At 62.0% G+C, this 25,127-nt stretch carries 26 protein-coding genes; 13 read left to right on the top strand and 13 right to left on the bottom strand.

The window, feature by feature from the left end; translation table 11 throughout:
- The 4 genes from ACR0EF_RS09725 to ACR0EF_RS09710 all read right to left on the bottom strand — a co-directional run bounded on the left by ACR0EF_RS09725 (window position 1) and on the right by ACR0EF_RS09710 (window position 3,484).
- The gene (locus ACR0EF_RS09725; RefSeq protein ID WP_093963039.1) at window positions 1-1,407 is read right to left on the bottom strand and encodes a type II and III secretion system protein family protein; all 1,407 of its coding nucleotides are present in this window, start codon (window positions 1,405-1,407) and stop codon (window positions 1-3) included.
- Between the two features lie 196 nt (window positions 1,408-1,603).
- Window positions 1,604-2,485, bottom strand: coding sequence for a Flp pilus assembly protein CpaB (gene cpaB, locus ACR0EF_RS09720; RefSeq protein ID WP_170358187.1), 882 nt, complete (start codon window positions 2,483-2,485; stop codon window positions 1,604-1,606).
- Between the two features lie 276 nt (window positions 2,486-2,761).
- Window positions 2,762-3,013, bottom strand: a complete 252-nt coding sequence (locus ACR0EF_RS09715; RefSeq protein ID WP_170337531.1) for a hypothetical protein — start codon at window positions 3,011-3,013, stop codon at window positions 2,762-2,764.
- Between the two features lie 243 nt (window positions 3,014-3,256).
- Entirely contained in the window at window positions 3,257-3,484 is a 228-nt protein-coding gene (locus ACR0EF_RS09710; RefSeq protein WP_093962753.1) for a Flp family type IVb pilin, read from the bottom strand.
- A 353-nt stretch (window positions 3,485-3,837) separates the two neighbouring features.
- Between ACR0EF_RS09710 and ACR0EF_RS09705 the strand changes: the two genes are divergently transcribed.
- On the top strand, window positions 3,838-4,704 hold the full coding sequence (locus tag ACR0EF_RS09705; RefSeq protein WP_170371003.1) for a lytic transglycosylase domain-containing protein: 867 nt from the start codon (window positions 3,838-3,840) through the stop codon (window positions 4,702-4,704).
- A gap of 50 nt (window positions 4,705-4,754) precedes the next feature.
- Here the strand turns inward: ACR0EF_RS09705 and ACR0EF_RS09700 are convergent, their stop codons facing one another.
- The 5 genes from ACR0EF_RS09700 to tldD all read right to left on the bottom strand — a co-directional run bounded on the left by ACR0EF_RS09700 (window position 4,755) and on the right by tldD (window position 11,744).
- Window positions 4,755-5,381: a CoA transferase subunit B gene (locus tag ACR0EF_RS09700; protein ID WP_170358191.1), complete on the bottom strand. Its 627-nt coding sequence runs from the start codon at window positions 5,379-5,381 to the stop codon at window positions 4,755-4,757.
- Window positions 5,381-6,085, bottom strand: coding sequence for a CoA transferase subunit A (locus ACR0EF_RS09695; RefSeq protein ID WP_170372044.1), 705 nt, complete (start codon window positions 6,083-6,085; stop codon window positions 5,381-5,383). The genes ACR0EF_RS09700 and ACR0EF_RS09695 overlap by 1 nt, the downstream gene beginning before the upstream one ends.
- 113 nt (window positions 6,086-6,198) lie before the next feature.
- Window positions 6,199-8,814, bottom strand: coding sequence for a type I DNA topoisomerase (gene topA / locus ACR0EF_RS09690; RefSeq protein WP_170372046.1), 2,616 nt, complete (start codon window positions 8,812-8,814; stop codon window positions 6,199-6,201).
- 149 nt (window positions 8,815-8,963) lie between these two features.
- Window positions 8,964-10,094 (bottom strand): DNA-processing protein DprA, encoded by a 1,131-nt coding sequence (gene dprA / locus ACR0EF_RS09685; protein WP_170372048.1) that lies wholly within the window; start codon window positions 10,092-10,094, stop codon window positions 8,964-8,966.
- Between the two features lie 228 nt (window positions 10,095-10,322).
- The gene (tldD, locus tag ACR0EF_RS09680) at window positions 10,323-11,744 is read right to left on the bottom strand and encodes a metalloprotease TldD (protein WP_170372049.1); all 1,422 of its coding nucleotides are present in this window, start codon (window positions 11,742-11,744) and stop codon (window positions 10,323-10,325) included.
- 176 nt (window positions 11,745-11,920) lie between these two features.
- Between tldD and coxB the strand changes: the two genes are divergently transcribed.
- The 11 genes from coxB to ACR0EF_RS09625 all read left to right on the top strand — a co-directional run bounded on the left by coxB (window position 11,921) and on the right by ACR0EF_RS09625 (window position 21,889).
- The gene (coxB, locus tag ACR0EF_RS09675) at window positions 11,921-12,832 is read left to right on the top strand and encodes a cytochrome c oxidase subunit II (protein ID WP_170337536.1); all 912 of its coding nucleotides are present in this window, start codon (window positions 11,921-11,923) and stop codon (window positions 12,830-12,832) included.
- 82 nt (window positions 12,833-12,914) lie between these two features.
- Window positions 12,915-13,871 (top strand): heme o synthase, encoded by a 957-nt coding sequence (gene cyoE, locus ACR0EF_RS09670; RefSeq protein ID WP_093962749.1) that lies wholly within the window; start codon window positions 12,915-12,917, stop codon window positions 13,869-13,871.
- The gene (locus tag ACR0EF_RS09665; protein ID WP_170337538.1) at window positions 13,868-14,029 is read left to right on the top strand and encodes a hypothetical protein; all 162 of its coding nucleotides are present in this window, start codon (window positions 13,868-13,870) and stop codon (window positions 14,027-14,029) included. The genes cyoE and ACR0EF_RS09665 overlap by 4 nt, the downstream gene beginning before the upstream one ends.
- Window positions 14,029-14,604 carry a cytochrome c oxidase assembly protein gene (locus ACR0EF_RS09660; RefSeq protein ID WP_093962748.1) on the top strand — a complete coding sequence of 192 codons (576 nt, stop codon included), beginning with the start codon at window positions 14,029-14,031 and terminating at the stop codon, window positions 14,602-14,604. The genes ACR0EF_RS09665 and ACR0EF_RS09660 overlap by 1 nt, the downstream gene beginning before the upstream one ends.
- Before the next feature lie 22 nt (window positions 14,605-14,626).
- Window positions 14,627-15,442, top strand: a complete 816-nt coding sequence (locus tag ACR0EF_RS09655; protein ID WP_093962747.1) for a cytochrome c oxidase subunit 3 — start codon at window positions 14,627-14,629, stop codon at window positions 15,440-15,442.
- 173 nt (window positions 15,443-15,615) lie between these two features.
- Window positions 15,616-16,293: an SURF1 family protein gene (locus ACR0EF_RS09650; protein WP_170371002.1), complete on the top strand. Its 678-nt coding sequence runs from the start codon at window positions 15,616-15,618 to the stop codon at window positions 16,291-16,293.
- Complete coding sequence (gene thrC, locus ACR0EF_RS09645) at window positions 16,290-17,678, top strand: threonine synthase (RefSeq protein WP_170337931.1); 1,389 nt, start codon at window positions 16,290-16,292, stop codon at window positions 17,676-17,678. Before ACR0EF_RS09650 ends, thrC begins: the two co-directional genes overlap by 4 nt.
- Window positions 17,675-18,937, top strand: a complete 1,263-nt coding sequence (locus tag ACR0EF_RS09640) for a M16 family metallopeptidase (protein WP_170358207.1) — start codon at window positions 17,675-17,677, stop codon at window positions 18,935-18,937. Before thrC ends, ACR0EF_RS09640 begins: the two co-directional genes overlap by 4 nt.
- Window positions 18,937-19,521, top strand: a complete 585-nt coding sequence (locus ACR0EF_RS09635; RefSeq protein WP_093962743.1) for a GNAT family N-acetyltransferase — start codon at window positions 18,937-18,939, stop codon at window positions 19,519-19,521. The genes ACR0EF_RS09640 and ACR0EF_RS09635 overlap by 1 nt, the downstream gene beginning before the upstream one ends.
- Before the next feature lie 92 nt (window positions 19,522-19,613).
- The gene (locus ACR0EF_RS09630; protein WP_170370876.1) at window positions 19,614-20,432 is read left to right on the top strand and encodes an MBL fold metallo-hydrolase; all 819 of its coding nucleotides are present in this window, start codon (window positions 19,614-19,616) and stop codon (window positions 20,430-20,432) included.
- Window positions 20,433-20,470: 38 nt separating this feature from the next.
- Window positions 20,471-21,889, top strand: a complete 1,419-nt coding sequence (locus tag ACR0EF_RS09625; RefSeq protein WP_170372052.1) for an FAD-binding oxidoreductase — start codon at window positions 20,471-20,473, stop codon at window positions 21,887-21,889.
- A gap of 38 nt (window positions 21,890-21,927) precedes the next feature.
- Here ACR0EF_RS09625 and ACR0EF_RS09620 read toward each other — a convergent pair whose 3' ends face one another.
- Both ACR0EF_RS09620 and ACR0EF_RS09615 read right to left on the bottom strand, forming a co-directional pair.
- Window positions 21,928-22,410: a fasciclin domain-containing protein gene (locus ACR0EF_RS09620; RefSeq protein WP_093962740.1), complete on the bottom strand. Its 483-nt coding sequence runs from the start codon at window positions 22,408-22,410 to the stop codon at window positions 21,928-21,930.
- 170 nt (window positions 22,411-22,580) lie between these two features.
- Entirely contained in the window at window positions 22,581-23,120 is a 540-nt protein-coding gene (locus ACR0EF_RS09615; RefSeq protein WP_093962739.1) for an adenine phosphoribosyltransferase, read from the bottom strand.
- Window positions 23,121-23,329: 209 nt separating this feature from the next.
- Here ACR0EF_RS09615 and ACR0EF_RS09610 point away from each other — a divergent pair, with 209 nt between their 5' ends.
- Window positions 23,330-23,503, top strand: coding sequence for a hypothetical protein (locus ACR0EF_RS09610; RefSeq protein WP_480771322.1), 174 nt, complete (start codon window positions 23,330-23,332; stop codon window positions 23,501-23,503).
- Between the two features lie 6 nt (window positions 23,504-23,509).
- Here the strand turns inward: ACR0EF_RS09610 and ACR0EF_RS09605 are convergent, their stop codons facing one another.
- Together ACR0EF_RS09605 and ACR0EF_RS09600 are read right to left on the bottom strand one after the other, a co-directional pair.
- Window positions 23,510-24,139 (bottom strand): LysE family translocator, encoded by a 630-nt coding sequence (locus tag ACR0EF_RS09605; protein WP_170372056.1) that lies wholly within the window; start codon window positions 24,137-24,139, stop codon window positions 23,510-23,512.
- Window positions 24,140-24,200: 61 nt separating this feature from the next.
- Window positions 24,201-25,073 carry an S-methyl-5'-thioadenosine phosphorylase gene (locus tag ACR0EF_RS09600; protein WP_170372058.1) on the bottom strand — a complete coding sequence of 291 codons (873 nt, stop codon included), beginning with the start codon at window positions 25,071-25,073 and terminating at the stop codon, window positions 24,201-24,203.
- Between the last annotated feature and the right edge of the window lie 54 nt (window positions 25,074-25,127).

The raw sequence follows: 25,127 nt of genomic DNA, 5'->3' as shown, positions 1-25,127 counted from the left end.
TCAATCCAGGACGTAGCCGTAGGAATTGCCAAAGTCCTGCTTGGCGACTTCCGATGCGGCTCCATTACCAACCCGTTCCGTCCGGGCAGTTCTGCCGTTCATGAACAGGTCGAATTCGCTGGGCGGCTTCACGCGGTCGGTCGGCAGCGCCAGGGCTTCGCCCCGGGTCGGGGAAACCAGATGCGCGGTGATGATGATCACCAGTTCGCTCTGCTCGCGCTGGTACTCCGCGCTGCGGAACAATGCACCCAGAACAGGTACGTCACCCAACCACGGGATTTGGTTGCTCAGGTCGGTAAAGTCGTCCTGAATCAGGCCGGCGATCGCAAAGCTCTCACCATCTCGCAGTTCGACCGTTGTGCTGGTCTGGCGCGTGATGAAGCTGGGGACCGTGTCACCGTTGATGGTGAAGTTCGAGCTGGTGTCGATGCTGGACACCGCTGCCGCCATCTCAAGGTTGATCAGGTCACCGTCGACGACGCGCGGAACGAAGTCGATTTCGACACCGAAAGCCTTGTATTCAATGGCAACCACACCGTCATCCTGAGGAACCGGAATCGGCACTTCACCACCGGCGAGGAAGGTTGCCTCCTGCCCGGACAGTGCCGACAAGTTGGGCTCGGCCAAGCTACGGGCCAGGCCCTTGGCTTCCAGCGCTTCCAGCAGCAGCCGGACCTGGGTGGAGCCTGCGCCAAAGCCGAACAGAATCGCGCCAGTATTCGACTGAACCGCCGGGATGTTGTTGGCCAACGCGTTGCTCAGGGACAACTGGTTGTTCAGCGTGTTGATACCACCGGTCGCGTCACCGCCGGAAAAACCCAGCGAGGCGGACAGGTTCTTGGCGACCGACCGGTTCATCTCGGCAAAGCGGACTTTCAGCATGACCTGCTGTACGCCGCCGACATTCATAAGGTTCGACACACGCTCGGGCGCATAGCGCTCGGCCAGTTCCAGAGCACGTGCCAGTTTGGCTGCGCTGGAAACCGTGCCCGAGAGAACGATGCCGTCATTGGCGGTACGCACTTCGATTCGCTCATTTGGCAGAATCTGGCGCAGGCGCTCTTTGAATTCGGTCACATCGGGCGCAACGCGAACGCGGACGTTCGTGATCAGGTTTCCGGCGCCGTCAAACAATGTCAGCGTCGTCATGCCTGGTGCCTTGCCCAAGACGTAGATTGTGCGGTCCGAAAGCGATGAGATGTCCGCAATGCCTGCATTCGCGATGCTGAGCTCTGCAAACGGCTGTTCGCTTTCAACCACGATGGCGCGGTTCATGGGCACATCCAGCGTTTCCGCCGTGCCTTTTTTGACCACGCGAAGATTTTGGGCCCAGGCGGAATCGCCGACCGGGCTCAGAACTAGGGCCAACCCCAAAAGGGTCGAACCAATCAAGGAACGTATTGTCATGTGACCTGCCTCTCCGATCACCACTCTATTTTTTTGGGTCTTATGCCCTATGGTGACGAACTCTGCGCGAATTCCGGATTTATTGCAATAATCAAGGGTTTCTGGAATTTTCCTTATGTGGACAATGCGCAACAACCCAAACGAAACGAGCCGCGCATTATGCGCGGCTCGGGCATGGTAACGCTCTGAATGGGCGTCAGTTTGTGCAGGGGATCGGGGTCTCGACGATCTGGTCGCCGCGGCGAGTCCGGATGGTGCAGACCTTCTCTGCCTCTTTCTTCGGTGCGGGGGCTGCTTCTTCGATTCCCAACAGTTTGCGTTGGTCAACTTCGATCGCACTTGCGATGGTTTCATCCTGAACCCCGACCAATGCCAGAGACAGGCGTCCGGTGTTTTGCGCCTGCGCCAGGGCCGCGATCTGTTCCGGCGTGGCGGCAACGGTGACGGTCCGGGCAATGGTCGTGCCGGTCACATCCGATCCTGCCGTCTGATCGACGGCGATCAACTCGATATTGGTCTGGATCAAGCGGGTGATTTCGCCGTTTGCCCCCTCGACCGCGCTGCGCAGCGATCCGGTCCAGTACACATCAACAACGTCGCCGGGGCGAAGAAAGCCCGAAACGCCCGAGGCAACATCAACACTGATGGCGAACGCGCGCATACCTTTTTCAAGACGCGAGGTCAGGCCGGCCAGCTCACCCGGTCGGGTGATCTTGACCTCCATGATGGCCTCGTCCTTTTCCATGGTGCGCAGAACAAAGCGTTCATTGTTGCCGGTTTCCGGGAACAGAACCGTCATATCGGTGAACGAACCTTCCGGAACCGCATTCTCAGGCCATTCCACGACGCGCACATCCTCCTGGGTCAGGCGTTCGCCGTATTTCAGCGGACGTTCAGATACGATCACGCCGACGGTCGGAACGACGTCGACCTTGGCGTTGGCAAGGGCCTCTTCGGCCATTTGCCGTTCACGCGCCAGGGCGTTCTGATACTCGGCAATATAGTTGCGGGCCATATAGACCGCACCGCCAGCCAGGGCGACCCCGACGATCAGGACAAGACCAAATACAGCTCGCATGCGTATACCTCTTTATTGCTCTGGCCGGACCTGTATCGGTCCGGGCAGGACATTGAAACAGCATATTTCCTAAATCGGAATTGTGTCGAAATGTGGGACAAATGGATATTTTTCGTTGTTTTATTGGCACAGAACGTTGCGAACGAGCATCTCGTGACGTGGCGTCTGCTGTATCCCAGCATGGGTTGTGCGGTGCGGAGAAGGCAGGGGGCAAACGCGAACAACCGCGCCGGCTGGCGCGGTTGTCATTTGGCCGGTTGGCCAAGTTCCCGAAAATCAGTTGCCGCCGGATCCGTTCGATCCACCGGTGATGATCCCGCCAACGGCCGTGTTGCTGTCGCCGGTGCTGATGCTGATCGCCGAGTCGGATAGGGCCGCCTCAACATCGTCGGCCAAGCCCTCGGTCCCGCCTTGGATCAAAGCGTAGGCAATCGCTGCCAAGCCGGTGACGGCTGCGGTCAGGACCACCCAGTCGACGGTGATCGCACCGCTATCATCTTTTTTGAAGTTCCTGATGAACTTGATCATTTCGCGTCCCTCCTGACAGAGTGATTCCGCCCAGTTCCGGTTTCTGATGGCGACCAGAATTCTCGCGGGCACCTAAAAACTAATTATCAAAGACTTAAACGCGTCGCCGTGGCGGAATTTAGGCCAAACGTGGGCCATGCTTGGCCCGGCGCCCGAAATCCGATGCGCAGCGTCTGTCTTGCTTCAAAGGAAAAGGCCGCGCCCTCAGGCGCGGCCTTGTATCCCGATTGGGATGAAGTCAGCTTAGTTGCTGCCTGCGGTGGTGATACCACCAGCTGCCGAGTTCGAACCGGTGCTGATCGTTGCGCTGGTCAGGGCGCTGGAAACGTCGGTTGCCAGGCCGGTCGCGCCGCCTTCGATCTGCTGGTAAGCAACGGCTGCCAGGCCAACAACGGCTGCGGTCAGAACGACCCAGTCAACAGTTACGGCGCCGTCTTCGTCTTTGCGGAAGTTCTTGATGAACTTGATCATGTTACGTCCCTCCTAAAGGATCAAAAAGTCAATAAAACCTCGTGGTCTTTCAGAGCTTCATCTCTCAGTCGGCTCATGACCGTCTCGGTATGGCACTATGTTTGCCCCTCGTGCGTGGCAGGAATTGGGCCAAACAACGAATTTTTTGCCTCAGGCTTAACTTTTTGGTCACTAATCTGGTAACCTATTGAAATAAAAAATAAAAAAGTTTTGACACTAACCCGCCACGCTGTTTCGGCGGTGCAAAATTGCGCCAAATGAGGCAAAACCGCCCCAATTCGCTTTGTTTTTCTGGCCTTGCGGGAAGATTCGCGTATCAAATCAACTCAAAAGAACAGATGAGGCAGGCAGAAATGATTTTCCGGGACGCACTGACATGCGCCGGCGTTTTGGCGTTGCTGGTTGCCGTGGCGGCTCCGGCACCTGCTGCGGATATCGAGCCACGCGGCGTTTACAAACGGATCAAGGCTCCCAAAGCGGGGGAACGCCCGCGAGTGACGGTACAGATCAGTCCGCAAGAACACGCATCAACACCTTCAGCGCCCAGCACGGGCCCCGATTTGGTCGTGCCCGATATCATAGCCCGGACCAAAGTCCCTCCGGCGGCCTTTCCGGACATAATGAAGAAAAAGACCCCCGTGGGCGCGTACAAGGCGTTCTGGGACAAGGTATCGCCAGATATGACCCGAGCCGGCCCAGGCCGCCTTGACGAAGCCCTGCAGGCTTTGGCGGCGACCCAGATTTCATCTCCGCGGCTGCAGAACCTTCAGAAGATCGTCGAGCAGCGCGGGGTCGATATTCTCCGTACGACTGTAGGAACAAAAGTGTCGCCAGCGCTGGTCCTTGCGGTCATGTCCGTTGAATCAGGTGGTCGCCCCACTGCCGTCAGCTCCGCTGGAGCACAGGGTTTGATGCAACTGATGCCTGCCACGGCCAAGCGGTTCGGCGTGACCGACAGCATGTTGCCGGAACAGAATATCGCCGGCGGCGTGAAATACCTGGACTGGCTGATGGGTGAGTTCAACGACGACCCGATTCTCGTCCTGGCGGGATACAACGCCGGTGAAGGCGCGGTGCGAAAGCACAATGGCGTTCCGCCTTATGCTGAAACGCGCGACTATGTCCCCAAGGTTCTTGCCGCCTTCCAGGTGGCCCGAGCGTTGTGTGCCACTCCGCCTATGCTGATTTCCGACGGGTGCGTCTTTCAGTCCATGAATTAAAAAAGGCCCGCCGATTGGCGGGCCTTTCGGTTTCTCTGTTTGCTCAGAAGTCAGCCGGCGATGGTCGCCTCAGTCGCCGCGCGCATCTCTTCTTCGCTGACGCCATCGGCCAGTTCGACGATCTTCAACCCGCCTTCGACCACGTCCAGCACGCCCAGGTTGGTGATGATGCGGTCAACCACGCCCTTGCCGGTCAGCGGCAGGGTGCATTCCTTCAGCACCTTGCTGTCGCCGTGCTTGTTGGTGTGGTCCATCACCACGATGACCCGTCCGACGCCGGCCACCAGGTCCATCGCGCCGCCCATGCCCTTGACCAGCTTGCCCGGAATCATCCAGTTGGCCAGATCGCCTTTCTCGTCGACCTCCATCGCGCCAAGGATCGCCGCCGCGATCTTGCCGCCGCGGATCATGGCAAAGGACGTGGCGCTGTCGAAATAGGCGGTGCGGGGCAGTTCGGTGATGGTCTGCTTGCCGGCGTTGATCAGGTCGGGGTCCTCTTCGCCCTCATAGGGGAAGGGGCCCATGCCCAGCATGCCGTTTTCCGATTGCAGGGTGATATCCTTGTCGCCCACATAGTTCGCCACCAGCGTCGGAATCCCGATGCCGAGGTTCACATACATGCCGTCTTCCAGTTCCTCGGCCGCACGCGCGGCCATCTGATTGCGGTCCCAGGGCATTACGCTTCCTCCTTCTTGCGGGTGGTGCGCTGTTCGATGCGCTTCTCGTGCTGACCTTGAATGACCCGGTGCACATAGATACCGGGCAGGTGGATGCAGTCGGGGTCCAGCGAACCGCGCGGCACGATCTCTTCCACCTCGGCAACGCAGATCTTGCCGCAGGTCGCCGCCGGCACGTTGAAGTTGCGGGCGGTCTTGCGGAATACCAGATTGCCGGTGTCGTCGGCCTTCCATGCCTTGACGATGGCCAGATCGGCAAAGATCCCTTCCTCGAGGATGTAGGTCTCGCCGTTGAACTCCTTGTGCTCCATGCCCTCGGCGATGACTGTGCCGACGCCGGTCTTGGTGTAGAAGCCCGGGATGCCCGCGCCACCGGCGCGCATGCGCTCGGCCAGGGTGCCTTGCGGGGTGAATTCCAGCTCAAGCTCGCCCGACAGGTACTGGCGCATGAACTCGGCGTTCTCGCCGACATACGAGCTGATCATCTTCTTGACCTGCCGCGTCTGCAGCAGGATGCCGATGCCGAAATCGTCGACGCCTGCGTTGTTCGAGGCAAAGGTCAGATCCTTCACGCCCGACTCCTTGATCGCCTGCAGCAGCAATTCGGGAATGCCGCACAGGCCGAACCCGCCGGCCGCGATCAGCATGCCATCCCGAAGTATCCCATCGAGGGCCTCGGTGGCATTGGCATAGACTTTCTTCATGGAAAACTCCCCCAATGACATGGTGATGGGCAGGTTGTGCCGCCACGTCATTGGGAAGTCAATGAAACCTGCGGGCGGGTGGTATTTCTACCTAACCGCCCGCGGGGCCGGGATCAGCCGGCTTTCTTCTTGGTGGCTTTCTTCTTGGGCGCGGCCTTTTTGCGGGTGCCTTTCTTGGCCGCCTTCTCATTGACCAGTTCCACCGCCATTTCGGGCGTCACGTCTTCGGGCTTGATGTCCTTGGGCAGGGTCGCGTTGATCTTTTCCCACTTCACATAAGGCCCATAGCGCCCGTCCAGAACCTGGATCGCGCCGCCGTCGGGATGCTCGCCCAGTTCCTTCAGCGGTTTGGCCGCAGCCCGCCCACGCCGCCCGGGATTGGCGCGCTTTTCCGCCAACAGTTCGACGGCGCGGTTCATGCCGATTTCGAACACGTCGTTGGGATCCTTGAGGTTGGCATAGACCGGCTTCGCCTCATCCGGCAGCTGGTGCATGATATAGGGACCGAAGCGCCCGAAATTGGCGCTGATCATACCGCCCTCGGGGTGTTCGCCAATCTCGCGCGGCAGACTCAGAAGGGTCAGCGCCTTCTCAAGGTCCATGTCATCCTTGCTCCAACCCTTGGGCAAAGAGGCGCGCGGCGGTTTCTTGTTCTCGGGCGTGGCTTCGCCGCGCTGGACATAGGGGCCGAAGCGTCCGGATTTCAGCCAGATCTCATCCTCGCCATCCATGCCCAGCATGCGTTCCTCGCCCTCGGCGCCTTCACCGGCGATGGGGCGGGTATAGGTGCATTCGGGATAGTTCCCGCAGCCCACGAATCCGCCGGTCCGCGAGGTTTTCAGGTGCAGCCGTCCGACCCCGCATTTGGGGCAGATGCGCGGATCCGAGCCATCCTCGCGCGGGGGGTACAACTGCGGGGCCAGTGCCTCGTCCAGTTTGTCGAGCACTTCCGAAATCCGCAGCTCTGACGTCTCGGCGATCGCGGCCGAGAAATCGCGCCAGAACTTGGAAAGCAGGTCCTTGTAGTCGCGGGCGCCGGCGCTCACCTCGTCCAGCTGCTCTTCGAGGTTGGCAGTGAATTCGTATCCCACATACTGGCGGAAGAAATTCAGCAAGAAGATCGTGACGATCCGGCCCTTTTCCTCGGGGATCAGGCGGTTCTTGTCCTTGCGGACGTAACCGCGGTCCTGAATCGTGGTGACGATCGAGGCATAGGTCGAGGGTCGCCCGATGCCCAACTCCTCCATCCGTTTGACCAGGGTCGCCTCGGTATAGCGCGGCGGCGGCTGGGTGTGGTGTTGCAGCGCCAGAACCGCCTGGTTGTCCGACAGGATGGCCTTCTTGTCCGCGCCGTCGGCGGTGGCCTTGTCAAACTGATCCTTCAGCGTGGTCTTGGCAAAGCGCGCCGGATCACCCTGCATGATCTGGGGCAGGCGCTTGTCATCTTCGTCCTCGACATCGTCGCGGCCTTCCTCGTAGACGCGCATGAACCCGTCGAACAGCACGACCTGACCGGTGGCGCGCAGCCCCACCTGACCGTCATCGCTGCCGATTTCGACGGTCGTGCGTTCCAGCCGCGCAGCGGCCATCTGGCAGGCGATCGTACGTTTCCAGATCAGATCGTACAGCTTGCGCTGATCGTCATCCGACAGTTTCAGGGCGGCCGCATCCTTGGTCATGTCCGTGGGCCGGATGCATTCGTGCGCTTCCTGCGCATTCTTGGCCTTGTTCTTGTACATGCGCGGGCTGTCCGGCACGTATTCGGTACCGAACCGGTCCTTGATCGCGTCCCGCGTGGCGGCGACGGCCTCGGGCGCCATGTCGATGCCGTCGGTTCGCATGTATGTTATGTGCCCGGCCTCATACAAACGCTGCGCCACCTGCATCGCGTGGCGGGCGCCCATGCCGAATTTGCGGCTGGCTTCCTGCTGCAGGGTCGAGGTCATGAACGGGGCGCTGGGATTGCGCGCGGCTGGCTTCGCTTCGACCGAGGTCACGCTCAGTGCGCGGCTGGTGATGGCCTGCACCGCCAGTTCGGCCTGGGTGGCGTTGGCGATGTCATGCTTGTCCAGCTTCTTGCCGGCCAGCGTGACCAGCCGCGCCTCATAGGTCTGGCCGCGCGGCGTTTCGAACAGCGCCTTTACCGACCAGTATTCGACGGGCTTGAACGCCTCGATCTCCATCTCGCGCTCGACGATCAGGCGCAGGCAGACCGATTGCACGCGGCCGGCCGATTTCGCGCCGGGCAGCTTGCGCCACAGAACCGGCGACAGGTTGAAGCCGACCAGGTAATCCAATGCGCGCCGGGCCAGATACGCCTCGACCAGCGGCATGTCCACCTCGCGCGGGTTCTGCATGGCCTTGGTCACCGCATCCTTGGTGATGGCGTTGAACGTCACGCGGCTGACGGCCGTATCCTTCTTGATCGAGCGGCGTTTGGTCAGCGCCTCCTGCAGGTGCCAACTGATCGCCTCGCCCTCGCGGTCGGGGTCGGTTGCCAGGATCAGCGCGTTGTCGTCCTTGAGCGCGTCGGCGATGGCCTTGACGTGTTTGCGGCTGTCCGTGCCGACCTCCCAAGTCATCGAAAACTCGTGGTCGGGATCCACCGATCCATCCTTCGGAGGCAGGTCGCGAACATGGCCGTACGAGGCCAGGACCGTGTAGTCGGGGCCAAGGTATTTATTGATTGTTTTTGCTTTGGCCGGGGATTCTACAACAACTACAGGCATTTAGTTAAAAACCTCGCTCGACGGATTGGGCGCCTTCTATGGCCGTGCAAAATGTGTAGGGCAAGATGGATTTGTCAATGCACAGTCTGAAAGGCCCGAAATCCGGCCTAATTGAGACCAGCGGCCCGGGTTGGAACCACCTCGGCAGATTAGACGGCGAGGCTCAGCAACCCGCCCGGCTGGCGACGGATCAATCCATCCAGCTCCAGATCGATCAAAGCGGGGCCGATCACGCTGGCGGGCGCATCAACATCCCGGATCAACTGGTCCTCGGCCAAAGGCGAAGGCCCCAACCGTTCCAGGATTCGGGCGTGGAGCGCCTCGGGAGGAGTGATTGTCTGCGCGACGGGCGCCGTGTCAGGGGCAAGATTGGGTGCGCTGCGCGGCTGCGGGGGCAGGGCGTCGATCACATCCTGCACGCAGCGCACCAGTGTGGCGCCTTCACGGATCAGAAGATTGCATCCGGCGGCGCGGGCGTCGAACGGATGGCCGGGCACGGCAAGAACCTCGCGTCCCTGGTCCAGTGCGTCGCGCGCCGTGATGAGGCTGCCGGACTTGGCGGCAGCCTCGACGACGACAACGGCCTGAGACAGACCCGATATGATCCGGTTGCGGCGAGGAAAGTGGCGGGCCTGCGGGGTCACGCCCATTGGTTGTTCGGAGATGCGCAGCCCTCTGGTCGCGATGTCGCGCGCCAGCTCCTTGTTTTCCGCTGGATAGATGATGTCGACGCCACCTGCCATGACTGCAACGGTTCCCGTTTGCAGCGTGGCCAGATGCGCGGCGGTGTCGACGCCGCGGGCCAGCCCGGAGACGACTACGTAACCACTCTCACCCAGGCCACCTGCCAGAGCCCGCGCCATCCTGGTTCCCAAGGACGAACAGTTGCGGGCGCCGACAAGCGAGATCATCGGGCGCTGAAGCACCGACACGTCGCCTACTGCCCAAAGCAAAGGAGGGGCATCGTTCAGATCGGTCAGTGCCATAGGATAGTCGGCGGCCCCAAGGCACAAAAGCCGCGCTTTGGCGGTTTTTGCGGCCTTGAGTTCCGCCTCGATGACGCCGGGCGGGCATATTTCATACCCTTCAATTCCGGCAGCGCGTGCCAATTCCGGCAATGCGGCCAGCGCATTCTGCGCCGAGCCATGTTCGTGCATCAGGCGCCGGAACGTTGCCGGGCCAACTTTGCGCGAGCGCAACAGGCGAAGCCAGGAAAACCGGTCCTCTTCCGTGGTGGGTGGGAGTGGGGGGTGATTGGAAGAAAGCTGCTCTTCGGTCATCCGTCGCTCCGCCTGATTGCAGAACTGGTTTACGGCGTGACGGGTTAACAGCTTGTGAATCGCAGAAAATTTTAGCGTGTTCCAGTGTGGGTTTCGCGGAGTGGGTGCGCAAATATTTGAAAGTAATAACTTTTCTCAGGCCGCCTATTTCGATGCGCTACGGTTCATTCCTTTTGTGGCCGGCAGCACGGATTAACCATGGTGCCGGCCGAAGGCGCGCGATTCGCATCAGGCGGCCGATCCTCCGACCGTCAGCCCCTCCATCAGCACTGTGGGTTGACCCACACCCACGGGCACCCACTGACCGTCCTTGCCGCAGGTTCCCATGCCGGGATCCAGGGCCATGTCGTTGCCCAGACCCCGGATACGTTTCAACGCTGAAGGACCGTCGCCGATCAGCGTTGCGCCCTTGACCGGCGCGCCGATTTTGCCGTTCACGACCCGGTAGGCCTCGGTACAGCTGAACACGAATTTGCCGTTGGTGATGTCGACCTGGCCGCCGCCGAAACCCACGGCCCAGATGCCGTCCTTGATCTCGGCCACCAGATCCGCCGGGTTGGCATCGCCGCCCAGCATGATCGTGTTGGTCATGCGTGGCATCGGTTTGTGCGCATAGCTTTGCCGGCGCCCGTTGCCGGTGGGGGACACGCCCATCAGGCGCGCATTCTGCCGGTCCTGCATGTAGCCAGTCAGGATGCCGTCTTCGATCAGCACGGTGCGCGAGCTCGGTGTCCCCTCGTCATCCACGGTGATCGATCCGCGACGATCCGGGATCGTCCCGTCATCCACCACGGTCACGCCCTTGGAGGCGATCCGCTGCCCCATCAGCCCGGCAAAGGCCGAACTCCCCTTGCGGTTAAAATCTCCTTCCAACCCATGCCCGATGGCCTCGTGCAGCAAGATGCCGGGCCAGCCGGGGCCTAGTGCAACTTCCATCACTCCGGCCGGAGCGGGAACGGCGTCAAGGTTGACCAAAGCAATGCGCAGCGCCTCTCGGACCTTGTCCTGCCAATCGGTGGGGTCAATCAGGCCGTCCAGACCAACGCGGCCGCCACCGCCTGCCGATCCGCTTTCGCGTCGGCCGTTCTGTTCGACGATGACCGACACGTTGAGGCGCGTCATCGGACGAACGTCGCGTACCATGGTGCCATCGGGGCGGAGGATCTCGACCTCTTGCACGGACGCGGCGATCACGGCGCTGACTTGAACCACCCTGGGGTCCAGATCGCGCGCAAATCCGTCGATTTCGCGCAGAGTCTCGACCTTGACCGGGAAGCTGGCGGATTCGATGGGGTCTGCATCCGTATAAAGCTGCTTGTTTGTACGCCTTGGCGCGTCGGCCAAAGTGCCTCCTCCGTCGCCAACCGCCAGCCGGGCGGTTTCCGCAGCACGTTTCAGCGAGGGCATTGATACGTCGGTCGAGTGGGCATAACCGGCCACATCACCCTGCACGGCACGCAGCCCGAATCCCTCGGACGCATCGTAGGATGCGGTGCGCAGGCGCCCATCGTCAAAGGCAAGTGTTTCGGATTTCCGACGCTCTACAAACAGCTCGCCGTCTTCGGCCCCAGCGGTGGCCGAGCGCAGTACGGCCAGCGCCTCGTCATGCGGCAATGCAGTCTCGAACGGGCGAAACGGGGCTTGAGTCATGGGTTGCGGCCTTTCGCGTTTGATCCAGATCAAAAATAGCGTCTGTTTGACGCAAGCATTTTGCTTTATCTACCTCCCGGAATATGGTTTTTAACGCGGCCAAAGACAACGGGAGAGGTGTGACCGATTCACACCTGTTCGCCAGAGACGCAAAGATCAAACGATCAGGACAGAAAATGAAGAATGCTTTGATGCTTTCGGGGGTGTTCGCAGCCCTCTCCAGCCTTCCCGCCATGGCTCAGGACCTTGAGATCATCGGCAAGCCGGTCGACGGCGGCATGGGCTTCCAGCCGGCGGCCACCAGCCTGGCCGAAGGGATTCACCGCCTTGACGGTATGATTCTGGTTATCATCACCGCGATCTGTCTGCTGGTCGCAGGCCTGCTGGTATACTGCATCGTGCGCTACAACCAGCGTGTAAACCCGACCCCGGCGCGGTTCTCGCACTACACTCCGGTCGAGATCGCCTGGACCATCGGCCCGATCCTGATCCTGGTCTTCATCGGAGCGTTCTCGCTGCCGGTGCTGTTCAAGCAGCAGGAAATCCCCGAGGGTGATGTCGTCATCAAGGTGACCGGCAACCAGTGGTACTGGACCTATGAATATGTCGATCACGACTTTGCGTTCGACAGCTACCTGCTGGGTCACCCGGCCACTCTGGACGAAGGTGCACGCCCCGCCGATGCGGATGTAACCCCGTTCGTTCTGGACGATGCGATGCGTGCCAAGCTGGCCGATGCCGGCTACAGCGAGGATGAGTGGCTGCTGGCCACCGACACCGCAGTCGTGGTTCCCGTCAACAAGGTGGTTGTGATGCAGGTCACGGCGGCCGACGTGATCCACTCATGGACGATCCCGGCGTTTGGCGTCAAACAGGACGGCGTTCCGGGCCGCCTGGCCGAGCTGTGGTTCCAGGCCGACAAGGAAGGCATCTACTTCGGCCAGTGCTCCGAGCTGTGCGGCAAGGACCACGCCTACATGCCAATCACCGTCAAAGTCGTCAGCGAAGAAGCCTATCAGGAATGGCTGCAGGGCGCGTTGGACGAATACGCCGGCCAGCCGGCATCGTTCCAGATCGCCTCGAACTGACGATCCCGGGGCCTGAGGCCCGTTCGAAACCAAGGACAGGCTGCGCGGGTTTCGCGCAGCTTTCGCACCACAAGGACCTGACATGACCGACGCGAGCATCAATGCCAGCACACTTGCCGCACAATCCCGTGCGGACGAGGCCGGCTTTGGCGACTATTTCGCCCTGCTCAAGCCGCGGGTGATGTCGCTTGTCGTATTCACCGCGTTGGTGGGTCTGCTGGCCGCCCCTGTGCCGGTACATCCGTTCGTCGGCTTTTGCGCCATCCTGTTCATTGCCATCGGTGGCGGCGCCTCGGGCGCGCTGAACATGTGGTGGGACGCGGATATCGACAAGGTTATGAAGCGCACCAAGGGCCGTCCGATCCCGTCGGGCAAGGTTGAGCCCGGCGAGGCGATGGCGCTGGGCCTGGCCCTGTCGGGTCTGTCGGTGATCATGCTGGGCTTGGCGACCAACTGGTTCGCGGGCGCGTTTCTGGCCTTTACCATCTTTTTCTATGTCGTGATCTACACGATGTGGCTCAAGCGCCTGACGCCGCAGAACATCGTGATCGGAGGCGCCGCGGGCGCTTTCCCGCCGGTAATCGGCTGGGTTGCCGCGACGGGTTCGATGACGCTCGAGCCTTGGCTGATGTTTGCCCTGACCTTCATGTGGACCCCGCCGCATTTCTGGGCGCTGGCGCTGTTCATGCGCTCGGATTATGACGACGCCGGCGTGCCGATGCTGACCGTAACGCATGGACGCCGCGCCACGCGGACCCATATTCTGGTCTATACCGCATTGCTGGCTCTGCTGGCCGTGGGCACGGCGTTCTCGGGCATCGGTGGGCCGATTTACCTCGCTGTTGCCGTGGTGTTGAACGCTCTGTTCCTGCGGGGGGCATGGGCCATCTCGCGCCGCACCGAAGACGACGCGGAGGCGGACAATTTCAAGGTCGAGCGCAGCTTTTTCAAGCTGTCGCTGCTGTACCTGTTCCTGCATTTCGGCGCGATCCTCGCCGAGGCGCTGCTGAAACCCTACGGGTTGGGAGGCTGGTCATGAGCCTGCGCAAAAGCCATGAGCTGCACCAGCGTCGCTTCGGCCGCAACCTGGGTGTCGGGCTGACGCTGGCGGCGTTCATCGTGATCATCTTCGGCCTGACCATCGTAAAGGTCTCGGGCAGCGATTTCGGCGTGCCCAGCGAGGAGGTTCAGAACTGATGGCTTTGAGCGGACCGCAGAAGACCGTTGCACAAACCGTTGGTCTGGTTGTTCTGATGGGCAGCCTGGCCTGGGCGGCCGTGCCGTTCTACGACTGGTTCTGCCGGGTCACCGGGTTCGGGGGCACCACCGGCGTTGCCGAGGCCACGCCCGACGATATCCTCGACCGGGTGGTGACCGTTCGCTTCGACGCGTCCAAGGCCAAAGACATGCCGTGGGAATTCAAACCCGTCGAGCGAGAGATGAAGGTGCGTATCGGTGAGACCGGTCTGGCCTTTTACGAAGCATACAATCCGACCGACAAGCCGGTTGCGGGACAGGCATCGTACAACGTGACGCCCTATTCCGCCGGCGGATACTTCCAGAAGATCGCATGTTTCTGTTTTGAGGAGCAGGTTCTGGAGCCCGGCGAACGCGTCGAGATGCCCGTAACTTTCTTCGTCGACCCCGAAATGGTGGAAGACCCCGAAGCACAGTATGTTCATACGATCACGCTGTCGTATACATTCTATGAAATAGACCTGCCCGAGGGCTATGCCGCCCTGGATGCGCAGGCAGAAACAAACACGAACTAACGCCTGTAGGTGAGGGACGCTGATGGCACACGCAAAAAACCACGATTACCACATTCTGGCACCTTCGATCTGGCCGCTGATCGGCGCGATCGGTGGCTTCGTCATGCTGTTCGGAGCCGTCTTGTGGATGCACGGCATGACCTCCTTCGTGTTCTGGGGTGGTCTTGTGGCGGTTCTCTACACGATGTTTGCCTGGTGGTCCGAGGTCGTGGCCGAAAGCCGCGCGGGTGATCACACCCCGGTCGTCCGGATCGGGCTGCGCTACGGGTTCATCCTGTTCGTCATGTCCGAGGTGATGTTCTTCTTCGCCTGGTTCTGGTCGTTCTTCAAACATCGCATGTATCCGATGTACGACTATGCCGGCACCGAATACATCCAGCCTGACATCCACGCGGTGGACCCGTTCCACCTGCCGCTGATCAACACTCTGGTTCTGTTGCTGTCGGGCTGTGCGATCACTTGGGCGCACCACGCGCTGGTTCACGACAACGACCGCAAGGCGCTGATTCAGGGTCTCGCGATCGGTATCGTCCTAGGCATCGCCTTCACCTTCCTGCAGGCCTTCGAATACTACGAGCTGCTGGCCCACGAAGGGTGGGAGTTCGGCGGCGATCAGTTCTACTCGAACTTCTTCATGGCAACCGGCTTCCACGGCGCACATGTGATCATCGGCACCATCTTCCTGACGGTCTGTCTGATCCGCGCGCTGCGTGGCGACTTTACCCCGGAGAAACACGTCGGGTTTGAGGCGGCCGCATGGTACTGGCACTTTGTCGACGTTGTCTGGCTGTTCCTGTTCTTCGCAGTCTACATCTGGGGTCAGGCACCGCTGATGTAACGCCCCGCGAGGCTGTCGAATTGCAAAAGCCGCCCCTCGGGGCGGCTTTTTCTCGATCAGGGGCGCAAGGGATTGCGCCCCGTACAATTGCAAGGTTGCATTTCCTTGCGCACAGACCGTAACAAGACGCCGGCTTGACCCCGAGCCGCTATGACACGCAACAAGGGCCATACATGCGCCGCATCCTGTTTCTGCTGATTTTCGGGCTCGCCGGGCTGGCGGTTCTTGTGTCTCTAGGCACTTGGCAGGTTCAGCGTCTGGCGTGGAAAGAGGGCATTCTGGCCGACATCGAAGCCCGGATCGCCGCCGATCCGGTGCCGCTGCCCGAGGCGGTCGATCCCGAAGCCGACCGTTATCTGCCCGTCGAAGTATCGGGCGAGATGCTGCCCGGCGAAATCCATGTACTGGTTTCGGTCAAACAGGTCGGGCCGGGCTATCGGGTCATCGCGCCCTTCCAAACCGGTGATCGCACGATCCTTGTGGACCGGGGCTTTGTGCCCACAACGGCCAAGCAGGCCGAACGCCAGATCGGCCACATGCAGGTAGTCGGAAATCTGCATTGGCCCGATGAGATCGACGGCTATACCCCCGATCCGGACCCGGCGGGCAACATCTGGTTTGCGCGCGATGTGCCCGCGCTGGCCGATGCGCTTGGGGCCGAACCGATCCTAATGGTTGCCCGCAGCCAGACCGATCCCGCCATCACGCCGCTGCCGGTGGATACGGCGGGTATTCCCAACGACCATCTCCAATACGCGGTGACATGGTTCGGCCTGGCGCTGGTCTGGGCCGCAATGACCGGATATTTCCTGTGGCGCGGCCGCGCCCCATCAGAAAGTGACGCGCAATGAAATATATCTCGACCCGCGGGCAGGCGCCCGAACTGAGCTTTGAAGAGGCGATGCTGACCGGTCTGGCCCGCGACGGTGGCCTGTACCTGCCTGCCGAGATCCCGGTTCTGAGCCAGGACGAGATCGCCGCGCTGGCCGGACTGCCCTATGAGGAAATCGCATTCCGCGTCATGTGGCCCTATGTCAGCGGCTCGTTCGCCGGGGACGAATTCAAAGAGATCATTGCCCGCGCCTATGCCGGGTTCGGCCATGATGCCCGCGCGCCGTTGAAGCAGCTGAACGAGAACCACTTTCTGCTGGAGCTGTTCCACGGGCCTACGCTGGCCTTCAAGGATTTCGCCATGCAGCTGATCGGCCAGCTGTTCCAGGTGGCGCTGAAGCGGCGGGGCGAACGTGTAACCATCGTGGGCGCCACCAGCGGCGACACCGGATCGGCCGCGATCGAGGCGTTCCGGGGGCTGGACGCGGTCGATGTGTTCATCCTGTTCCCGCATGGCCGCGTCTCCGAAGTGCAGCGCCGCCAGATGACCACGCCTGCCGACAGCAACGTGCACGCGCTGGCCGTCGATGGCGATTTCGACGACTGTCAGGCCGCCGTGAAGGACATGTTCAACGATTTCGACTTCCGCGACGGGGTCAAGCTGGCGGGGGTGAACTCGATCAACTTTGCTCGCGTGCTGGCGCAGGTGGTTTATTATTTCTCAGCCGCGACCAGCCTGGGCGCGCCGCATCGCAAGGTCAGCTTCACGGTGCCCACCGGCAATTTCGGCGACATCTTCGCCGGCTATATCGCCAAGCGGATGGGTCTGCCCATCGACCGTCTGGTGGTGGCGACCAACCAGAACGACATCCTGCATCGCTGCCTGTCGGGGCAGGGCTATTTCAAGGGCGACACCATCCCCTCGATCAGCCCGTCGATGGACATTCAGGTCAGCTCGAACTTTGAGCGCGCGTTGTACTATGCCTATGGCGAGGACGGGCGGGCCGTGGCGCAGTTGATGGACGAGCTGAAACAGGGCGGCTTCCACGTCAGCCAGGGCGCGATGGAGGCCCTGCGCGAAAGCTTCGACTCGGGTCGTGTGTCCGAAGAGGAAACGCTCGCCACGATCAAATCCACGCTGGAACACAGCGCCGAGCTGGTCTGTCCGCACACCGCCGTGGGCATCAAGGTGGCCGAAGACACCCGCGCCGCCGATGTGCCCATGGTTACACTGGCCACCGCGCACCCGGCGAAATTCCCCGCCGCGGTCGAGCAGGCCAGCGGTGTGCATCCGCCCCTTCCCTCGCGCATGTCCGATCTGTATGAACGTCCGGAACGGGTGACCCGCATCGCCAACGATCTGGGCACAATCGAGGATCATATCAAAAGGCATATTGCTGAGTGACTGTCAGACTGGACCAACTAACAAACGGCTTTCGGATCGTCAGCGAACAGATGCCGGGGCTGCAATCGGCAGCCATCGGCATCTGGGTGACCGCTGGCGGGCGGCATGAGCGGATCGAACAGAACGGCATCGCGCATTTCCTCGAGCATATGGCCTTCAAGGGCACCGAGCGGCGCTCGGCCCTGCAGATCGCCGAGGCGATCGAGGATGTGGGCGGCTATATCAACGCCTATACCTCGCGCGAGGTGACGGCCTATTACGCCCGGGTGCTGAAGGATGACGTGGCGCTGGCGATGGACGTGATCGGCGACATTGTCCTGAACCCCGTCTTCGACCCGCGCGAGATCGAGGTTGAGCGCGGCGTGATCCTGCAGGAAATCGGACAGGCGCATGACACGCCCGACGATGTGATCTTTGACTGGCTGCAGGAACAGAGCTATCGCGACCAGCCGCTGGGCCGCACCATTCTGGGGCCGACCGAACGGGTCAGCGCCTTTTCGCGCGACGACCTGTCGGCCTTCGTGGCCGAGCACTACGCGCCCGATCAGATGATCCTGTCGGCGGCGGGCGCGGTCGATCATGACCAGTTGATGAAACTGGCCGAAGAGATGTTCGGCCATCTGCAACCCCGCAAGGGGCTGCTACCGGAACCCGCGCGGTTCACCGGCGGCGAGGCGCGGCGGGACAAGGCGCTGGAGCAGGCGCATTTTGCCCTGGCGCTGGAAAGCCCGGGCTATCGCAATGACGAGATCTATACCGCGCAGATCTATTCGACCGCGCTGGGCGGCGGCATGTCCTCGCGCCTGTTTCAGGAAGTGCGTGAGACCCGCGGGCTGTGCTATACGATCTTTGCCCAGACCGGCGCCTATGCCGACACGGGAACGACCACGATCTATGCCGGCACTTCGGCCGATCAGGTGGGCGAGCTGGCCACCATCACCATCGACGAGATGAAGCGCGCCGCCGAGGACATGAGCCCCGAGGAGGTTGCCCGCGCCCGCGCACAGATGAAGGCCGGGATGCTGATGGGGCTGGAAAGCCCTTCGAACCGGGCCGAACGTCTGGCCCGGCTGGTGCAGATATGGGGCCGTGTTCCGCCGCTCGAGGAAACCGTGGCCAAGATCGACGCGGTCAGCACCGCCGACGTCCGGGCCTTTGCCGAAAAGATGGCGGTTCAGGCCCCGGCAGCACTGGCGCTCTACGGACCTGTGGGTGGTGCGCCGACACTGGAGAGGCTGCAGGAGAGGCGCGCGGCGTGATGCTGTTGGGCAGACGCAGGCTGAAACTCGAGACCGAGCGGTTGAGCTTGCGCCCGCCCGTGCATTCCGACTTCAACGACTGGGCCGCGCTGCGGTTGGCCTCGCGCGAGTATCTGACCCCGTGGGAGCCGATCTGGGCCAAGGATCATCTGACCCGCAAATCGTTCACCAACCGTGTCTACTGGGCGCAACGCTCGGTGGCCAATGGCACGGCGGTTCCGCTGTTCCTCTTCCGCAGAACGGATGACATGCTGGTGGGCGCCATTACGCTGGACAACATCCGCCGGGGGCCGGCGCAGGCCGGAACGCTGGGCTATTGGACCGGGCAGGCCTTTGCCCGGCAGGGTTACATGCGCGAGGCCATCGGCGCCGTGGTGCATTACGCCTTTACCCGACTGGACCTGAGCCGGATCGAGGCCGCCTGCCTGCCGGAAAACGCCGCCTCTCGCGGGCTATTGGAAAGCTCGGGCTTCAAATACGAGGGCGTGGCGCAATCCTATCTGCAGATCAACGGGCGTTGGCGGACGCATGTGCTCTATGCATCGCTGCGCTCGGACCGGCGCGGGCGGACGGACGCGGGCTAGGCCGCTCATTTGGCGTTGATACAGGCGGGACCGTGTCCGAAATCTGGGCCCCGTGACGTGACTCGGGTGCCGGATGCGCTAGACTTCCCATCATGCGGAGTATTTTGGCGGGTCTGATCTTGCTGGCAGGGACGGCGGCGGCGCAGGAGCGTCGGCCGAGCCATTGCATCGCCATCGCCCAGAACACCCCTGGAATACAGTACGTACACAAGGCGGCGTGGCAGGATCCGGTGCCCGATTTCTCGGTACGGATCAGCTATGTCGCGCATGCGTCCTTTCTGATCCAGACACCCGGCGGGCTGAATGCCGTGACTGATTTCACCGGGTTCATCGGCGGCGCTGACCTGATCCCCGACATCGTGACGATGAACCACGCCCATGACACACATTGGACCGCCTATCCCGATCCGGCCATCCCGCATGTGCTGCCGGGGTGGGGTGAGTTCGGGGAGGGCATCGAACATTACCTCGATCTGGGCGAATTGCTGGTGCGCAACGTATCGACCGATATCCGGTCCGCTTATGGTGGGGTGGAGGAGCGCGGAAACTCGATCTTCGTGTTCGAGGTCGAAGGCCTGTGCATCGGCCATCTGGGGCATCTGCACCACGTGCCGTCCGACGAACAGTTCGCGGCCCTAGGGCGGCTGGACGTGGTCATGGCGGCGGTGGACGGGGGCACGACCATGCCCTTGCCCGAGATGATCTCGGTGCTGCAGCGGCTGAAAAGCTCGGTCATCATTCCGATGCACTGGTTCTCGGGCTATTCGCTGGACCGGTTCCTGGCCGATATCCGATCCGATTTCCCGGTGCGCCGGGACGGTGTCTCGGAAATCGAAGTATCGCTGCGGACCCTGCCGGACCGCCCGACGGTGGTGGTGCTTGAGCCGCGATACCTGATGGAACTGGAATAAGCCTTGCCGTGCGCCGCAGGCTTGGGCATGCAGAGGGCATGCATTTGAACCCTGCCGACGAAACCTTTGCCGAAACCATCCGCGCCCGCCTGGGTGACGATGTTCTGCGCCCGGTCGAGCCGCGCTATCTGGAAGAGCCGCGCCGCCGCTTCGCCGGGCAGGCGGGTCTGCTGGCCTTGCCCCGCACGGTTGAGGAGGTTGCAGCCTTGGTGCGTTTGGCGTCCGAGGCCCGCGTGCCGGTGGTGCCATACGGCGGCGGCACTGGTCTTGTGGGCGGGCAGGTCATGGCAGATGGCCCCGCGCCCCTGATCCTGTCGCTCGAGCGGATGCGCGCGATCCGGGCCGTCTACCCGACCGAAAACATCCTGATCGCCGAGGCCGGTGCTGTGCTGGCCGACATTCAGGCCTCGGCCGAGACGGCCAACCGGCTGTTTCCGCTGTCGCTCGCGGCGCAGGGGTCCTGCCGGATCGGGGGAAACCTGGCTACCAATGCAGGGGGCGTCAACGTCCTGCGTTATGGCAATGCGCGGGATCTGTGCCTCGGGCTCGAGGCGGTTCTGCCCAACGGGGAGATCTGGCACGGGCTGGGGCGGCTGCGCAAGGACAACACCGGTTATGACCTGCGCAACCTGCTGATCGGGTCCGAGGGCACGCTGGGGGTTATCACCGCCGCCTCGCTCAAACTGTTCCCGCGTCCTGCCGGGCTGGGCACGGCGATCTTTCAGGTGGCCAGTCCCGAAGCGGCGATCGACCTGCTGGCCCTGGCCCGGGACCATCTGGGCGAAACCGTCAGCGCATTCGAACTGATCCACAGACAGGGGCTGGATTTTCTGGCAGAGGTCTTGCCGGACGTGCGGCAACCCTTTGACACACCGCCGGAATGGTCGGTCCTGATCGAGCTGGGATTGGCGGCGGGGCACGAGCCCGAGGCGGCGCTGGAATCCTTGTTCTTGGCAGCGGAGGCGCGTGGTCTGGTGTCGGACGGCGTCATCGCCCAGAGCGCCGCGCAGCGCGACGCGCTGTGGTCGGTGCGCGAACGCATCCCCGAGGCAAACCGGTTGATCGGTTCGGTGTCCAGCCACGATATCTCGGTTCCGATTTCGCGGATCCCCGACTTCATCCGGCAAGGCGGCAAGGCGATTGCGGCCCTCGGACCGTTCCGGGTGAACTGCTTTGGTCATCTGGGGGACGGCAACCTGCACTACAACGTCTTCCCGCCCAAAGGTCACGACCGGGGCGAGTTCGATGACCGGCGCGGCGCGATCAAGCGCGCGGTTCATGACCTGGTGCATGAATTTGAAGGATCGGTCAGTGCCGAGCATGGGGTGGGCCGTTTGAAGACCGGCGATCTGGAACGCTATGGTGATCCGGCCAAACTGTCGGCCATGCGCGCCATAAAGGCTGCTTTGGACCCGCTCGGGATAATGAACCCGGGCGCCGTCCTGTCAGATGTGTGAGTGCGGCCCGGACGCTCCGGGCCGCAGCGATGCGTTCTTTACGACTCGGGCAGGATAACCTTGTCGATGACGTGGATCACGCCATTGCTGGTTTCGATATCTGCCTGAACGACATTTGCGTCATTGACCATGACACCGTTGTCGAGGTCGATTGTGATCTCTCCACCCTGAACGGTGGCGGCGGTCATGTCGTCGGACAGATCACCCGACATCACCTTGCCCGGAACCACGTGATAGGTGAGGATCGCCACAAGCTGGTCCTTGTTCTCGGGCTTCAGCAGTGTTTCCACGGTCCCTTCGGGCAGCGCGGCAAAGGCTTCATCGGTGGGCGCGAACACGGTGAACGGGCCTTCGCCCTTCAGCGTGTCAACCAACTCGGCGGCTTGCACAGCTGCAACCAGAGTGTTGAAGCTGCCGGCTCCGACAGCGGTGTCCACAATGTCCTTGCCGTGGCCGTCGGCCATGGCAGCGGTCGAAAACAGGATACTGGCGACACCGGCAACAGCGAATTTGCGAAACATGATCTACTTTCCTTGTTGAGGATGTCATCGGCGACATCAGGGGTGATACGGGGACATGCCGGAAGGAGATCACGCGTCGGGGACAAAAAAACCGACTGGAAAACGAACGACGCCGCGCTAAGCGCGCGGCGTTTCCAGCGACAAGTCACGAAATCGTGACCGTTGTCTGTTCACAGCCCTTCGAATTCGCACAGGACATGGACGTCCATGCCCATGTCCTCGAGCACCTTCCGGCCACCCAGCTCGGGCAGGTCGATGATGAAGGCGCAGCTGACGATCTCACCGCCCAGACGTTCGATCAGCTTGATGCCTGCTGCGGCAGTGCCGCCGGTGGCCAGCAGGTCATCGACCACCAGAACCTTTTCGCCGGGCTGGATCGCGTCATCGTGGATCTCGACGATGGCCTCGCCGTATTCCAGCTTGTATTCCTCGCTGATCGTGGTGCCCGGCAGTTTGCCCTTCTTGCGGATCGGGACAAAGCCCACGCTCAGTTGGTGCGCGATTGCGCCCCCCAGGATGAAACCACGCGCCTCGAGCCCCACGACCTTGTCGATGCGCTCGCCGGCATAGGGGTGCAGCATCTGGTCGATGGCCATGCGAAACCCGCGGGGATCGGCAAACAGGGTCGTCACGTCGCGGAACATGATCCCTTCGTGGGGGAAATCGACGATGGTTCGAATGTAATCCTTGACCGTTTTGCTTCTGGACATGGGGCAACCCTTTTTGCGTCAAAACACGGCGGTGTTTGGCGTATCACGGCCAGTCATGCAAGCCACGGCTGCCGTCCTGCGCGTATTTGCTGCGGAACAGATACGCCCGGACAACCCGCCCTTGGGGGGCTGCGGGTATCGACAAGCGATGCGCTTTGTCTATACAAGGTGCCACGCGCTGATGCAGGCCCAGAACAAGGATGACAGCCGTGGCCAAGGCCGACCTCAATGGATCCACCAAAAAGAATAGCCAGCTGGTTCTGCGCCTGGACAAGGACGAACGCGACGCATTTGTTGCGCTTTGCCGCGATCTCGACACCTCGGCCGCGCGCGAGATCCGCAAGTTCATTCGCGCGTTCATGGCCGAGAACGCCGGGACCTGACTGCCTTCAGGCCGGGCGGCGCAGTACCGCCGTGGCCACGCCCATTCCGATCAGGGTCAACCCTCCGAAACGGGTCATGCCGGTGATGATGCCGGGGCGGCCGATTACGCGGCGCAGCCGGTCGGCCAGCAACGCATAGGCCAGCGCGTTCAGCCCGGCCAACCCAACGAAAGTGGCGATCAAAATGGCGAATTGCGGGCCCAACGGCTCGGCCGGGCGCAGGAATTGCGGCACGAAGGCAATGAAGAAGGCGATGGATTTCGGATTCAGGGCAGTTACGGCGGCCGCATGGCCGAACACGCCGCGCGCGGTGACGTCGCGCCCGGTGGCAACCGCCTGCATCCCGCTGGACGGCGCACTGCGCAGCAGCTTGATGCCCAGCCAGACCAGATAGGCGGCTCCCACCCATTTCAACACCGAAAACAGCGTGGCCGACGCCAGCACCAGCGCCCCAAGCCCCAGCAACGAAGCGGTCATGGCAATCAGGTCCCCCAGCGCAACCCCCGTGGCCGAGGCCACGGCCACGCTGCGACCTTTGGACAGTGCATAGCTGAGCACCAGCAGAACCGTCGGTCCCGGGATCAGCAGAAGGGCGGTCGATGCGGCGACAAAGGCCAGCCAAAGTTCAAAATCCATCATCCAACTCCGTCAAATCCGCAGCAGCTAGCCTAAGAAAACACGTGGCCGTCAAGGCCGCCTACAATACCCGGCCCGCCACCGCATCCAGTTTGGCCAGCACTTGCGGGTCGCGCTTTTCCGGGGCCGTCAAAATCGCGTGGTCCAATGCCCGGTCGCAGCCATGCGGGCAGGGCGCACGGTCCGCTCCCAGCAGAGCGGGCAGGCCTTTGACCAAGGCGCGCGCGTTCTCGGCGTTGCCGGTCAGCGTCGCGATGATCGCGGTGACGTCCACTTCGCCGTGATCAGGGTGCCAGCTGTCATAGTCGGTGACCATCGCGACCGAGGCATAGCAAAGCTCGGCCTCGCGGGCCAGTTTGGCCTCGGGCATGTTGGTCATGCCGATCACGTCGCAGCCCCACTGCTCGCGGTACATCTTCGATTCCGCCAGCGTCGAGAATTGCGGCCCTTCCATCGCCAGGTAGGTGCCGCCGCGATGCACTGTGATGCCGGCCGCCCGGGCGGCGGATTCACAGGCATCCCCCAGGCGCGGGCAGGTCGGATGGGCCACGCTGACATGGGCGACACAGCCGGTGCCGAAAAAGCTTTTCTCGCGGGCGAAGGTGCGGTCGATGAACTGATCGACGACCACGAAATCGCCTGGGGCCATGTGTTCGCGGAAGGAGCCGCAGGCCGAAACCGAGATCACATCGGTGACCCCCAGCCGTTTCAGCGCGTCGATATTGGCGCGATAGGGCACCTCGGTCGGCGAATGCACATGCCCGCGCCCGTGGCGGGGCAGAAAGGCCATCTCGATGCCGTCCAGTGTCCCGGTCAGGATCTGGTCGGACGGCGCGCCCCAAGGCGTTTCCACGGTAACCCATTGCGGCGTTTCCAGCCCATCGATGTCATAAATTCCCGATCCGCCGATGACGGCTATCTTTGTCTGGGCCACGTTCGTTCTCCGCTGCGATCCCTGCCTGACGGAATTTCTGCGGGCTTGTCGGGC

It is taken from the genome of Ruegeria sp. CG8, assembly GCF_056537165.1.
Note: the sequence above shows the minus strand (reverse complement) of the source record. Positions and strands in the feature narration are given on the sequence as shown.